11 protein-coding genes are annotated in these 15,340 nt (G+C 50.9%); all 11 read left to right on the top strand.

Going from position 1 to position 15,340, the window contains the following annotated elements:
• Positions 1–120 precede the first annotated feature (120 nt).
• The 11 genes from EL386_RS00135 (at position 121) to EL386_RS00085 (ending at position 15,311) form a co-directional block, all read left to right on the top strand.
• A complete protein-coding gene (locus EL386_RS00135; protein ID WP_126452083.1) occupies positions 121–1,905 on the top strand; it encodes a GspE/PulE family protein in 1,785 nt (594 codons plus the stop codon).
• A gap of 6 nt (positions 1,906–1,911) precedes the next feature.
• Positions 1,912–3,132, top strand: a complete 1,221-nt coding sequence (locus tag EL386_RS00130) for a type II secretion system F family protein (protein ID WP_126452081.1) — start codon at positions 1,912–1,914, stop codon at positions 3,130–3,132.
• Between the two features lie 13 nt (positions 3,133–3,145).
• Positions 3,146–3,769, top strand: coding sequence for a prepilin-type N-terminal cleavage/methylation domain-containing protein (locus EL386_RS00125; protein WP_269471110.1), 624 nt, complete (start codon positions 3,146–3,148; stop codon positions 3,767–3,769).
• A gap of 55 nt (positions 3,770–3,824) precedes the next feature.
• Positions 3,825–4,250 carry a type II secretion system protein gene (locus EL386_RS00120; protein WP_126452077.1) on the top strand — a complete coding sequence of 142 codons (426 nt, stop codon included), beginning with the start codon at positions 3,825–3,827 and terminating at the stop codon, positions 4,248–4,250.
• 69 nt (positions 4,251–4,319) lie between these two features.
• Positions 4,320–6,326, top strand: a complete 2,007-nt coding sequence (locus EL386_RS00115) for an O-antigen ligase family protein (protein WP_126452075.1) — start codon at positions 4,320–4,322, stop codon at positions 6,324–6,326.
• A 39-nt stretch (positions 6,327–6,365) separates the two neighbouring features.
• Entirely contained in the window at positions 6,366–6,839 is a 474-nt protein-coding gene (locus EL386_RS15835; protein WP_126452073.1) for a pilus assembly FimT family protein, read from the top strand.
• A 151-nt stretch (positions 6,840–6,990) separates the two neighbouring features.
• On the top strand, positions 6,991–8,943 hold the full coding sequence (locus EL386_RS00105) for an O-antigen ligase family protein (RefSeq protein WP_126452070.1): 1,953 nt from the start codon (positions 6,991–6,993) through the stop codon (positions 8,941–8,943).
• Between the two features lie 64 nt (positions 8,944–9,007).
• Positions 9,008–9,484 (top strand): type IV pilus modification PilV family protein, encoded by a 477-nt coding sequence (locus EL386_RS00100; RefSeq protein ID WP_197722124.1) that lies wholly within the window; start codon positions 9,008–9,010, stop codon positions 9,482–9,484.
• Positions 9,481–10,392, top strand: a complete 912-nt coding sequence (locus tag EL386_RS00095; RefSeq protein ID WP_126452068.1) for a type II secretion system protein — start codon at positions 9,481–9,483, stop codon at positions 10,390–10,392. Before EL386_RS00100 ends, EL386_RS00095 begins: the two co-directional genes overlap by 4 nt.
• A 17-nt stretch (positions 10,393–10,409) precedes the next feature.
• Complete coding sequence (locus tag EL386_RS00090) at positions 10,410–10,829, top strand: pilus assembly protein MshP (protein ID WP_126452066.1); 420 nt, start codon at positions 10,410–10,412, stop codon at positions 10,827–10,829.
• 102 nt (positions 10,830–10,931) lie between these two features.
• Complete coding sequence (locus EL386_RS00085; RefSeq protein ID WP_172597561.1) at positions 10,932–15,311, top strand: LamG domain-containing protein; 4,380 nt, start codon at positions 10,932–10,934, stop codon at positions 15,309–15,311.
• Positions 15,312–15,340 lie beyond the last annotated feature (29 nt).

The following is a 15,340-nucleotide window of genomic DNA, read 5'->3' as shown; positions in this document are numbered from 1 at the left end:
GACCAATACGTTAAGATAATTCACGAAGTTTGACATAAAACTTCTTGATTTTTCATGCTTATTTTAGTCTTATCGTCAGGGATAAATGGCAATTTGCTTGCCGTTGACGGGGTTTGGTAAATGGAACCAGAGTTAACTGGACAAACACGTAAAAAAATTCGTCTCGGTGACCTGCTCGTCGAGCACAAGGTCATTTCCGAGGAACAGCTCATGTTGGCCCTCGCCGACCAGAAAAAATCCGGCCGCAAGCTCGGCAAGGTCCTGATCGAAAATGGCTTTACCGATGAGGGCAGAATGCTCGACGTCCTCTCTCGCCAACTGCGCATCCCGTTTATCGATCTCAAATACTATAAGTACGATGCCGATACCGTGCGCCTGCTGCCGGAGACCTATGCCCGGCGTTACCGCGCCATCGCCCTCGACTCGAATGGCGATGACGTACTGGTCGGCATGGCCGACCCCACCGACATCTTCGGTTATGACGAAATCGCCGGTATCCTCAAGCGCCCCATCCGCCAGGCACTGGTACGTGAAACAGACCTGCTGAAGACGATCGATGCGGTGTTTCGCCGTACCCAGGAGATTTCCGAATTTGCTGAAGAGCTCGGCGACGAACTTTCTGATACCGACTTTGATATTGCCGCACTCAGCGAAGCCGCTGACATTACCGATGCGCCGGTCGTTAAGCTGCTGCAATCCATGTTTGAAGATGCCGCACAGGTCGGCGCCTCGGATATCCATATTGAACCGGATGAAACCGTATTGCGCCTGCGCCAGCGCATCGATGGTATCTTGCATGAAACGGTAATGAAGGAAAAACGCATTGCCAACGCGCTGGTTTCTCGTCTGAAACTCATGTCCGGACTGAACATTTCGGAACGACGCATGCCCCAGGACGGCCGCTTTAATATCAAGGTTAAAGACAAAAATATCGACGTGCGTCTATCGACCATGCCGGTACAGTTTGGTGAATCGGTGGTCATGCGTTTGCTCGATCAGTCGCATGGCATGCTGGACCTGAACCAGCTCGGCATGCCAGAAGACATCGCCACGCGTTTTAAACGCATCATCCAGCAGCCGCATGGCATGGCCCTGGTTACCGGGCCAACGGGTAGCGGTAAGACGACGACTCTTTACGCCGCACTGAGCCTGTTAAATCACCCTGAGAGCAAGATCATTACCGTCGAAGACCCGGTCGAATACCGTCTGCCGCGTATAAACCAGGTCCAGATCAATCCCACCATTAACCTGACTTTTGCCCGCGTCTTGCGCGCCGCCCTGCGCCAGGACCCGGACATCGTGCTGGTCGGTGAGATGCGTGATCATGAAACGGTGGAGATGGGTCTGCGTGCCGCCATGACCGGGCACCTGGTATTATCTACCCTGCATACCAACGACGCGGTCAGTACCGCCCTGCGTTTGCTGGATATGGGCGCCGAGGGTTTCCTCGTTGCCTCGGCCCTGCGTGGTGTCCTTGCACAACGCCTGATCCGGCGTATTTGCGAAGGCTGCATTGAAGACTATACGCCGCAGACCCATGAATGGGCCTGGGCACAACAACTGATTGATGGCCGCGCCGACACGGTGCAGTTTAAACACGGCGCAGGGTGTCCGCACTGCAATAATACGGGGTATCGTGGCCGTATCGGTGTCTATGAACTCCTCGAAATCACCAATACCCTGGCCGATGCCCTGCGCAGAAATGACCCCGCCGGCTTTACCCGTGCGGCCCAACGCCAAAAGAACTTCCGTACCCTGGCGCAAGCAGCAATGGCTAATGCCGAGGCCGGTATTACCACGATAGAAGAGGTCATGCGCATTGCCGGTGATGTCAACACCGACGCGGAGGAATTTGACCTGCCCTTAGCACCCATAGAGGTGGATGACGTCCTCGCCGAGGACTAACACCACATGGGTAGCTTTCATTACAAGGGACGTACCAACCACGGTGATGCCATCGAGGGTAATATTGAGGCGGTGAATGCCGACGTCGTTGCCGCGCAACTGCTTAACTCCGGCGTTACCCCGATCGATATTTCTGAAACCAAGGTCACCAAGAGTAAAGATATCCATCTTGGCAACCTGTTTGGGCCGGGTGTAAAACTCGATGACCTGGTCCTGTTTAGTCGCCAGATGTACACCCTGATGAAATCCGGCGTGCCTATCGTCCGCTCCATCACCAGTCTTGCCGAATCCACGCGCAACCCGGCCCTGTCGAAGGTGCTGCGCAACATCGTAGAAGACCTTGAATCGGGCCGCGAACTTTCCCATGCCTTGTCGCGACACCCGAAGATATTCACCAACCTGTATGTGAGCATCATCCAGGTCGGGGAAAATACCGGGCGTCTCGATGAGTCCTTCCAGCAGATAGCGGCCTACCAGGAGCTGGAAAAGGACACCCGTGATCGCATCAAGACCGCGATGCGTTACCCCATAGTGGTGATCCTTACCATTGTCGCCGCCATCGCCATTATTAACCTGTTCGTGATTCCGGCCTTTGCCAAGATCTACGCCAAGTTCCATGCCGACCTGCCCTGGGCCACCAAGTTCTTGATCGCCACCTCCAATTTCACTGTCGCCAACTGGCCCTACATCCTCGCCGGCCTTATCCTTGGCGGTGTCGGTATCAATATGTACCTGAAGACCGAGGCAGGCCGGTACAAATGGCACAAATACAAACTGCGCCTGCCGATTGTCGGCAGCATTGTTAACCGCTCGCTGCTGGCCCGTTTTTCCCGTTCCTTTGCCATGGCCATGCGGGCGGGCGTGCCGCTGATCCAGACCATGACCGTGGTCTCACGCGCGGCGGATAATGACTACCTGGCCGCGCGTATCCTGCAGATGCGTAATGGCATCGAACGCGGCGACACCCTGACCCGCACCGCCGCCGCCACCGGCATGTTTACCCCGCTGGTGTTGCAAATGATGGCCGTTGGCGAGGAAACCGGCGCCATTGATGAACTTATGCTCGAGGTCGCGGAATACTACGAACGCGAGGTCGATTACGACCTGAAAAACCTCAGTTCGGCGATTGAACCGATTATGATCGTCATCATCGGCATCATGGTCTTTGTCCTTGCCCTCGGGGTGTTCCTGCCGATGTGGGACCTGGCCGCCGTGGCCAGGGGCTGACGTTGACAAAGCTGTGAAATCGCCTAAGATATGTGCTATAAGCTATTGTGGTAACAGCAAAATACTCTGCTGGAAAGCCAGGCATTCGCAGCGCGGCTTTTCATTTTTAGAGTTGGTGCTGGTCATTGCGATCATCAGCCTGCTGATCATTCTGGCTATCGACCGGCTACTGCTGCTGCGTGTCGAGGCCGAACGCACCAGCATGCAGCAGGTCCTGGGCAACCTGCGCAGCGCGATGAGCATCGATATGGCGAACAAGATCGCCGGGGGCAATATCCAGGCGATTGCCGGGGAGCGGGGTAAAAACCCGATGCGCTGGCTGTCGACACGGCCGGATAACTATCTCGGGCTCAAGAACGAGGCCGACCCGGCCGACATTGCGCCCGCTCACTGGTATTTTGACCAGTATTACGGTTACCTGATATATCGCGTCAGTAATGCGGAATATTTCAAGAGTGACCTGAAGGGCCCGGCCGTCGCGCGCTTCCGGGTAGAATTGGACTACACTGATATCGATGATGACGGGCAATACAACGCGGGCATCGATGAAATTCACGGCTTAAGACTGGCGGCCGTTGAGCCATACACATGGTTGAATGAGCCGGTCACTGTAGAGGACTATACCCATAGCAAGTGACTGCGCCATCACCTTTCGCGACGGATTTATTATTGAAGATTTGAGGAGTATGAGTATGAAAAAGCAACAAAGCGGTTTTACCCTGATTGAGCTCGTTATCGTCATCGTCATCCTTGGCCTGCTGGCTGCGACCGCCCTGCCGCGTTTTGCCGACCTGACCGAAGATGCCGAACGCGCTTCACGTGACGGTGTCTTGGGTGGTGTTCGCTCTGCCAGCGCCATCGCCCACGCGCAGGCACTGGTAGAAGGTGCAACAGGAGCGACTGCATCAATTGTAATGGAAGGCCAAACCGTTAACCTTGCCTACGGCTATCCTGATGAGACTGACGGCATTACCGTTGCCTTAGATTCAAGCATAACCGCTACTGGTACCGCTCCCGTTACATGGACAATCGCCCCGAACTGTACGGTCACCTATGCAGAAGCCACCTCTGCAACGAGCGGACCAACAATCAGTGGTGACGTCACAGGCTGTCAGTAATAATCAGTATTGTTATAAATAAAGAAGGGCGCATGATGCGCCCTTCTTTATATAGTCTGGCTTTTCATTATGACAGCCACTGTTAGCCGTCTGCTTAGTCTATTGCCCACTATTTTATTGGGCAGCGCCTGGTTAGCTGCCGTCTTTTATCACGGCGTGCACATCGGCTACCTGGTTTTTGCCCAGGCCTCATTTGTGCTACTCGCTGCCTATATTTTTTGGAGTTCTGCAAAGCCTGGTATAAAACTACCACGTAACAGTCTGGCCGTGGCTACTGCACTATTCTGGTTATACCTAATACTCTCTATTCCACTTGGCTCAATTCCTATATACAACAAGTATACAGCCTGGTTAATTGGTATGTTGCCGGCGGCTTTTTTCCTTTTCCAGCTTGCCGACATCAAAAAACAGCGGTGGAATCTTATCCTGGCGCTTGTTGTTGCCATTGCTACAGGGCTCTCACTTCACTATACCTATGAGCTAATTTCTGGTGCAACATTCCATGATAACTCTGGTAGTGCCTCTGTCTTTTATACTCGAAATACACTCGCAGCCCTGCTCAATCTGGTTCTCCTTACAGCTAGTGCAACGTTTCTAAGCCTTAGGCAACAGAGACTACATCCTGTTATTCAAATAATGCTCGGGGCTTCGATATTCATGATGGCCTACGCAGTAGGCATAACACAAAGCCGTGGTGCCTTGGCCGCTCTTTTTGCTGGTCAATCATTACTGGGCATTCTCATTTACCGCCGGCTTGATAAAGGCATCTGGTTCAGCTTGCTTTTTATACTACTAGTTGCCCTGCTACTGGCCAATATACAAACTGAAGGTGGTCTTATTGGCCGACTATTAACACTTAGTGATCTCGGCTCCGCTGGTCTTGACCGCTTATACATTTGGCAAGCAAGCTGGAGCATCATTAAGGAGTCACCTTGGCTTGGACATGGGCCAGGTATGTTTTCATTGCTATACCCACAATACCGCTTGCCGGAAGAAATCAGTGGCGGAAAATATGTACATAATGACTATCTACAGATTTGGCTCGAGATGGGCCTACTCGGCCTGCTAATTCTGATCGCATTGCTTATCAGCACAATCACCACCTTTCGAGGAACATTACGGCGATCAATTGACCTACCAACACGCCTAGAAATAAGTGGCTTATTTTGTGGCCTGCTAAGTGTTGCCTTGCATAGTTTTTTTACCTTTAACTTATATATTCTCTCTATTCTTGTTCTTGCAGGTTTGTTTCTTGGGCGCTTAAATCAGCTTTGCATTAAAGATTCCAACTCATATATTTATATACGACCAGAGCTATATATAAAACCATCTTTAATACGCCTGCTGATTATTATCATCAGCCTTATTGCATTGATATTGCTCGCCTCAGACTGGGCACACCAACACTACTACCGTCGTGCAATAAAGGAATACCAGCAGAAACAATTCGAGGCTGCCGACAAGAGCTTTACCTTAGCAAAACGGTTAAACGCTACTAATGCCTCGCTCGTATCACACGCCAGCCTTCTTATTGACTCTATACATACCTGGCCTGAGTCTGCTGTAGAAAAGAGAATGGCCTTGTACAATGAGGCACTACAACTACTTGATAAAGCAGAGACCATCAACCCGCTTAGAACATATCAATATCACGTCCGTGGCCATTTATATTCATCTTACCCGGAATTTACCGGAAAAGACTACTTGAGACTTGCCAGTAACGCCTACCGACACGCGCTTTATCTCAATCCACGTCTTTACAAAGTCCGTTACTTACTGGCACAACTATTGCTGGCTGAGAACAGGGAAAACGAGGCACTTGAGGTGCTGGAACAGGGCCTAATACAAACCTATTTACCTAGACAAAATATTACACCATATCTAAAACTAACCATGGCATTGCGCCTAAGCCAAGGCAATGAAGCTGGGGCACGCAATCTTGCGCTTTCTATCCAAACACGACAAGCCGAAGACAAACGAAAGGATATAGAAACTATTTTGAATGATGACAGCCCCGATAAGTCGAATGAATTGAATATAGCTATTGACCCGTCAGAATTGACAATTGCCAAATAACTTATAGGCTTAAATGATAAGGAAACAGGACCTTTAACCATGCTGCATCAACGTGGATTTACCCTGATAGAATTGGTTCTGGTGATGATCATTGCCGGCTTGCTAGCAGCCACCGCCCTGCCTCGCTTTTTTAACCAGGACAGCTTTGAAAACCGCGGCTTTTACACTGAGGTCTTAAACGCCGTGCGTTATGCCCAGCAACTCGCCGTGGCCATTAACTGCAATACCCAGGTCGCTATTGTGGACAACACCTATACCGTCACAATTGATGATGAACCAGATAAACCAAACGATGCTTGTCCCGGAGATTCTCTTACAACGGCTGCCCCGAACCCTGTTACTGGACAGCCTGGGTTTACAGGTAGTAATCCTGATGTATCAATTACAGCGGCAACTATCATCTTTGATGCGCTGGGAGCAGCAGATATTGGTATTGATATAACTGTCGGTGATGTTGATGGATATACGTTCAGAGTTCATCAAGCAACCGGTTACATAGAGGAACTCCCGTGACGGTGTTTAAACGACAGTCAGGCATTACCTTAATTGAATTGATCATCCCGTTCATCACCAACACTACCATGTCGAGCCTTATCTGCCTGAGCCGTCGTGCACCACCCGTCTATTCGGCAGGACATCATTCTTTGCTTGAGCCTTATATAATATGAACAATATAAAAATCTTACCTGCCCGTTCCTCACTAATAAGTATCGCCTTATTGATCGCCTGGCTGTCAGCACTTTTTTTCACCGGCGTAGATTACAGGCTGCTGTTATTAACACAATTTGTATTCCTGCTTACATATTTTTATATTTTTTTTAATCTGCCAAAATCCCCGATCAGCCTGACCAGGAATTATTTGAGTCTCTTCCTGTTTTTATTCTGGGTTTGGTTTCTATTGTCTGTTAATTGGAGCGAATCGCCGCACATCAGCCGACACAATGTATTTATACTCAGCCTGTTGCCGGCAAGTTTTTTCGTATATCAGTTCGCAAAAATAAACGATGCCGGGTGGAGAAATATTAGTCTGTTCTTAATCTTTATTGCCTGTGCACTCTCTATACACGCCATATATCAGCAGTATGCCCTTGGCCTAAGTCCAAGCTCTGTATTTATAAACCGCAACTCTCTTGCCGCGCTATTAAATATCATTATTTTACTGACCTGCTCCAGGTATTTAATCGCAATAAATAGCCAGAAAATCAACCTGTCTACTCTGCTCCTTGCTGCGACTATCTTACTAATGACTTTTGTCTCCGGACTATCGAAAAGTCGCGGGGCTTCGCTAAGCCTGCTCATAGCACTGGCAATTCTGCTTTTTCTTGCGGCAAAACCCTCGAATCGAAAACATATTATGTTCCTCGCGCTGGTTGTGCCTATCACATTGTTTATTTCTGACATCTTCTCTGATGCAAAATTATTTTCCCGCCTCTCTTCCATGACTGATATCGAGTCATCCGGTGCCAATCGTTTTGTTATCTGGCAACAAGCCTGGGAAATGATTAAAGACCATCCAATTCTGGGAATTGGCCCAGGCATGTTCTGGTTAATATATCCGCAATACCGCCTTGCCTCAGACTCCAGCGGGGGATATTTTGTCCATAATGATTATATGCAAATGTGGCTTGAATCAGGGCTTCCAGGACTGTTACTTTTCCTTCTAATATTAATCACTATTGGTGTTTCTTTTATAAAATTTGCTCTAAACAAACCCGATCGATTAACAGAGGCGGCCGGGATATTTTGTGCGATTCTTGCTGTGAGCATGCACAGTCTATTTACTTTTAATTTTTTTATAACCGCTCATATTATCATCACAGGATTATTCATTGGCAGACTGAATGAATTACTGTCCAACGATAATAAAGTACCTATTTCACTCCATAGGGCTGTAAAACCAATAATATATAAAATCATTTTATCTGCAGCATTTTTAAGTCTTTCCTTAATCCTTTTTAAAATGTGGCAATCCAATGAATATCAACGTGTTGCAAATGCATTCATAGAAAAGAACGACTATGCATCTGCTGAGCAGAACTTACTAAAGGCTGAAAGCTTACATGCGAATGATGCCCTGCTTTTAACGCATGCGAATATTATTTATACGGTTTTATCTTCCTATCCAAAATCAGAAATACAGTCGCGTAAATTATTATTCAACAAAGCACTTTCATTGCTGGTCGCATCTGAAAACCTTAATCATTATCGAAGCATAATCTATGAATTAAGGGCCTGGCTCTATGCTAAAAATCCCGATCTTGGTCCGGCCAATTCAGCTGACCTGGCAATCTTAAATTTTAAAAAATGCCTGTCGTTAGATGCTCGTCAATATCGAATTCGCTACGCATACGCGCTTTCACTCCTGCGCCGCGATGAAAGCGAGAAAGCGCTAAATATTTTGAATGCAGGAATTGCAGAGTATTATCCTCATGAAGGTAAGCATTTCGTTCCTTATCTTGAATTAACATTAAGACAACGGTTTATGCATAATGACTTCAATGGTGCTATGGAGATAGCCAAAATGATACATGAACGTGTACCCAATAATACTAATCTGACAGCTGAGGATATCTACGACGCCGTCAGCACCGTTAGTCTTGATAATTACAAACTATAAAGGGACAGATTAATTTTTTAATGCTTATTATGATCAAAACCATTGGCTTTATTGAGAAATTATAGTGAGGCAGCTTCGCAACCAACAGGGTGTGACCTTCGTTGAGCTGATCATTTCGATCATTGTGATCGGCATTGCCGTGACGGGGGTCTTGCAGGTCATGACTATTAATACCCGCTCCAGTGCCGACCCGATGCTGCGCCATCAGGCGATTGCGATTGCCGAGTCTTATCTTGATGAGATACTTGCCAAGGCATTTACCGATCCGGATGCCGATGGCGAGGCATCGCGTTACCTGTTTGATGATGTCGATGACTATAACGGTCTGCCGGACAGTGTTGTACGTGATCAAGGTGATGCCGCTAACCCTAACGGTAAGGCGATTGCCGGTCTTGATAATTACGCAGTCAATGTCAATGTCGTTGCCGAAATGCTCGGCCCTGTCGTCGCACAGGTTCCGGCCCTGCGCGTCACCGTTACCGTTACGCCGCCTGATGGGGCGGATATTGTATTGGCCGGTTACCGGACAGCGTACCCATGATGCGCCTGAAACAGCAAGGCTTTACCCTGGTGGAGATGATTATTGTCATCGTCATCAGCGGTATCCTGTTGAGTATCGTGTCGGTGTTTATTGCCCAGCCGATTCAGGGCTTTATCGACCTGAGTCGACGTGCGACGCTGGTCTATTCGGCAGAAAGCGCCCTGCGCCGTATGCAGCGTGATGTCCGTCGTGCCTTGCCGAACAGTGTACGGGTTCGCGTTGATGCAGGCGATACAGCACTTGAGCTGTTGCATACGCTCGAGGGCGCACGCTACCGCGCTATGCCACCACCCGGAAACCCTTTGAACCGCCTTCAGTTCAACATACTTGACAGCGATTTCGATATCCTTGGCAACTTTAGCAATTTACCCGCGCCCTTTCCCACGATGCCATTTGATTCCACAACCCATCGCATCGCTATTTACAATATTGGTCAGGTTGACGCCATGGGCGTGCCCGTCGCCGGCTCCAATGCCTATGCCGGTCCTGATGGTTTGGGTCGAAATGTCATCACGCCCATGGGTCGAAAGATTACTTATTCTGACTCAGGAAATGAAGACCATGTTAACATTGATGGTGGTTTCCAGTTCAGACATGACTCCTCTTTAAATCACCGCGTATATATCGTCGATACGCCTGTTTCGTATGTCTGCGAAAATGGCCAATTGCTACGTTACACCGGCTATAACTTCACCAATGTCACCCAACCCGTGCAGGCAGCAGACTTTGTTGGTCCCAACACAATGCGCAATCTCATGGCCGATAATGTGGATTCATGCACTTTTACCTATGCACCGGGCACCAGCCAGCGTGCCGGCCTGGCAACCCTTGACCTGACCATTCTCGATGCCGCTACGGGCGAACAAATTCGTCTCTTGCACCAGGTCCACGTGGATAATGCGCCATGATCAGGCCAGACAATATTATGCTACCTAGGCAAAAAGGCTTTTCACTGGTGACGGCAATTTTTTTGCTGGTGGTCCTTTCTGCGATCGGTGCTTTCATGGTCACCATTGGTGGTACACAACGCACCACTACGACTGCCGCCCTCCAGGGGGCACGTGCCTTTCAGGCGGCACGTAGCGGTATCGAGTGGGCCATAGCACGAGTGCTGGTACCCAATGCCACCTGTACAAGCATTACCGACAATCCGAGCTTCGCAGCTACTGCACCGGGCCAGGGCGGCTTTGCTGTCACTGTTATGTGCACGTCCAGCTCCCATACCGAGGCTGGCAACAACATCAATATTTTTGTTATCACCTCTGAGGCCCGTTTCAGCAATTACGGCAGTGCGGATTTCGTGCGACGGCGTATCACGGCGACGATCTCGCTGCCGCCCCCCTGAGGCCGGGTCGTTGAAAAAACCTGATCAAGGCCCATGGCCTTACAAAATGCTAAAATTAGAGAATATTTGGCAGCCCACTCAGCGTAAGCAATAGTAATGCCTATGAATCTACCTAGACGACCTCTACTATCTTGGCTATTACTGATTAGCAGCCTCATCGGCTGCCTGCTGTTCACGGCTCTGGCACAGGCTGCCGTCAATTTTCGCGCCGCTGCGCAAAATGCCATTAACACGATACCTACGGCCACGACTATCAGCCACATTGGTACCGGCTCCCCTCAGGGGATCACGGGCTGTGGCAGTATCAACCCTTCAATCCCCCCAGGTACAAACGGTGATCTGCTGATCGCCCTGGCGATGGCCAAGGAAGATGATGGCGGCAATGACGTGACCATGCCCGGCTGGAACACCTATTACGCCGCGACGTATCCGGGCAACCCTAGTGATACTAACGAAATGCAGGTGCGTATCTTCTGGCGCTTTGCTAACAGTACTGACCCGAACACGATCACACAGGCCGGTTCTTTCTGTAACGCCGGCGATGGCAGCGGTCTGGGTGGCCAAATCTCCCGTTTCCGGGGCGTGGATCCCGCCAGCCCGTTCGAAACACCTGGACCGGGCGTCGTCGCCCAGGATTCCAACAATATCGATACGGGGTCTATCACCACAACCTCGCCTACAGCCATGCTACTTGTTGCCGGGTTTATCAGTAATAACCGCAACGTAACTGAACAAGCAGATGCAAACGGAAACTGGAGCGAAGCCTTCGACTTCGCTTATAACGACGGTGGTGCTGAGCCAGACCTGGGCATCACCCTGAATTACCAGCGGCAAACCACCGCAGGTCCGAGAAGCATCAGTAATTGGCCTACTGGTGGTACCGATGAGAACATCGGTGCCATTTTTGCCCTGAGCCCTGCACCTTTAGTCAGTGCGGCGGGACTTGCCATCAACGTCCCTACCGGGACCATTCGGGACGATGTCATGATCGCCTCGGTCGCTGCCCGCCCCGCCAGTATCACCATTACCGCACCGGCTGGCTGGACACTGATCCGGAAAGTTACCCAGCCTAACGCCAATTCCAGTGTGTTGGAAACCTACTACCGGGTAGCCGGTGCCAGCGAGCCAGCCGATTATACCTGGACATTCTCCGCTGCAGGATTTACCGGCGCCGCCGGCGGCATTGCCAGCTTCAGTGGCGTGGATACCGCCACGCCCATCGATGCCGAGCTGGGCAACCCCACGCCCAACGGCACGACACATACCGCACCGGATATCACCACCACGCAAGACGGCGGCATGCTGGTAACGACTCACGAGTTCACCAGTTCCAGGATGTGGACCCCGCCGGCCGGCATGACGGAAGCCGTTGATGTTTCGTCACTGCCGCCAAACAATGCCATTGGTATCGCAATGGAGATCAATTATGAGGCTCGTCCCACGGCCAGCGCTACCGGGCCGCGCACGGCCAGCGTCGGTGGTAACGCCGACGTAGGGGCGACCCAGTCCATCTCCCTGCTACCCGCACCGCCACCGCCGCCACAACTGCTTGCCTATTTCCGCATGGATGAGATCTCCTGGGGCGGCTCTGCTGGTGAGGTGGTGGATTTGTCAGGGAATGGACGGCACGGCACAGCGGTGGATGGCATTAGTACCCGTTCTGTCAGCCCGGCGCGGCCGGGCAGTCCTGGCACCTGTCGCTATGGAGAAATTCCGGAGAATAATGCCACCGGTACCACTGAAGCTGTCGATACGCGTGTCAATGTAACTACCGATGTCGGTAATACCGGTTCGATTAGTTTCTGGTATAAGAGCAACGTCGACTGGGACGGCGGCGAGAACCGGCAACTGCTCGATGCCTCGACGACCGCCAATGGCCAAAAGTACTTCTTCCTGCAAGTCCGCAACGGCAGCCGCTTACGTTTTGCCCTCGAAGACAGCAATGACGGTGATTTTCAGCTTGAAACCGGCGACAACATTATTCTCGCCGATGACTGGGTACATATCGCCATTACCTGGGACCTGCCGAACGACACGCTGCAGATCTATATCGATGGCAACCTGGCCGCTGAAGATACTACCTTCAATACCAATGGGGAATTAGGCGGACTCAATACAATTTACCTTGGTGATAATCGAAGCTCCTATTTTGCCTCGGGTTCAAGCAATCGTTCGGCTAATGGCTCCATTGACGAAGCACGTATTTATAATTTCGTGCAGACAACCGCACAAATACAGGCTGACAGGAATGCAACCCATGGCTGTGCGCTAGGGATACTTGATCACTTTGATATCATCGTCCCCGTTTTTGGCAGTGTCTGTAATACGAATAATTCCGAGATCACGATTATCGCCAGGGATTTCCTCGGCAATACGATAACCGATTACACCGGGCTGATTAACCTCTCGACTTCTAACGGCCTCGGTGACTGGAGCCTGGTCGCGGGTAACGGCCCCCTGAGTAATGGCGCTGCCGATGATGGTGCCGGCACTTACCAGTTTGTCGCTATTGATAACGGCATTGTTGTACTCGACCTCGGCATGTCTGATGATGCTGATGTCGCTATCACGGTACAGGATGCTTTTGCCGGGATCATTTCAACCTCTGCAACCATTGATTTTCGTCGCGGCAACCGCTCATTACTCGTAACCAACAGAATTCTTAGTGTTGATCCGCTCATAGTTGCAGACCCGATCAATATCGCTGGACGACCAGAAGCCATGAGCGTGGCCAGGCTGGATAACAATTGCATGATTGATACCAATTTTAATGATGACCGCCAGGTCCGTGCCTGGATCACGCGTGACATCAATGACCCCAACGGCATTGCCCCCAGCATCAATGGCGTATCATTACCCAATGCCGACCCCGGAGGTAACAATCTAACCGGCGCCAACCAACTCGACTTCATCAACGGCGTCGCCAGCTTTAACCTCGACACGACCGATGTGGGTAAATATATCCTGAATATTCGTGACGGTAACCGCCGTGGCAGTTCGGACAGCATCACCACCCGGCCGTTTGGTTTTGCCTTTACGAATATTCAGGATGCCGGCGGCATACCCAACCCGCGAGGCACTGCCACCGCCGGTGACGGCTTTGTCGCCGCCGATGCCAGTTTCAATGCCACGCTGGGCGCCTATCTGTGGCAGACCGCCGACGATTTGAATAATAACGGTGTCCCTGACACACCGATAACCAATCTCACCAATAATGGCCTGACCCCCCATTATGACTGGGATACCGCGCTGAGTCCGATACTCGATACCCCTGCTGGCGGCATACTCGGTAGCCTGACTCCGACCATGCTTGCAAAGGGGACCTTTGCCGATGGCCAGGTCACTATCATGAACATGGCCTATAGCGAGGTCGGCAGTATTTTCATGCAGGCCGATGCAAGCGACTACCTGAATTCGCCCGGTGTTAATATTAATGGTACCAGCCGGTATGATGACATCATTGTTCCCAATATGGGTGCTGGCGTTGTTGGCCGTTTCTTCCCGGACCACTTTACGTTAACGGCGAGCAACGTCGCGGCGGCCTGTGGTGCCTTTACCTATATGAGCCAACCCGAGCTGAGCATCAGTTATTCGCTTCAGGCACGCAGCCTAAACAACAACAAAACGGATAACTACGATACTGCTGCTGGCTATAAGACGACTGATTCGATGGACAATGACACGCTGAGCCTGCATGCCGAGGATAACAATGACGGTGTCGACATGACGGCACGCGTGTCCAGTGTAGCGGGCAACTGGGTTGCCGGTGAATACAGCGTCAATGACCCGGCGGCGAGCTTTGATCGCGCAGCCGCCGGCCCGGATGGTGCCTTTCAAACTTTGCAGTTGAGCCTGCAGATGAACGATGAACTGGACAGCCGTAATATTGCCGGTCGTGATCAAAAGCCTGGCGTAATGAGTGATTGCACTATGGTGGGTGATTGCGACAGTATCACCATAGGTATGCCGACGGACGTGCGCTTCGGGCGCTTCCGCATCGCAAATGCGTATGGTTCGGAACTGCTGCCACTGTCGATTCCCTTGTCGACGGAATATTTCTTAAGCGATGCTGGCGGGGGTGGTTTCATAACCAACGCGAATGATGTCTGCGTCAGCTATGATGTCGCCAACAACCCCGTCTCCAATGCCAACAATCTCGTATTCTCGAATTATCTTGGTAGCCTCGATGCCGGTGAGGTCGCCGCCACCGTCACCATGCCGCCTGCAGACCTGATAAGTGGTCTCAGTGACCCCGCTAAACCACTTGTCCTGCACCTGCCGGGCGATGTTACCCTCGGCCCGGGCGCCGGCAATGACGGCAGTGCCACGATAAGCCTGACGGTTGAGCCCTGGTTACAGTTTGACTGGGATAATACCGATGGTCTGGAAGATGGTCCTTACGATGATGATCCTTCCGCCACCGCTACCTTTGGCATCTTCCGTGGCAATGATGCAACCATTTACCGTCGTGAACTCTATTAAAAAAGATTGATGATAGTAATTCACCCTAT

This window comes from Sulfuriflexus mobilis (assembly GCF_003967195.1).
In the GTDB taxonomy this organism is placed as follows: domain Bacteria; phylum Pseudomonadota; class Gammaproteobacteria; order AKS1; family AKS1; genus Sulfuriflexus; species Sulfuriflexus mobilis.
The sequence above is the reverse complement of the archived record's forward strand: the minus strand, read 5'-3'. Positions and strand labels throughout refer to the sequence as shown.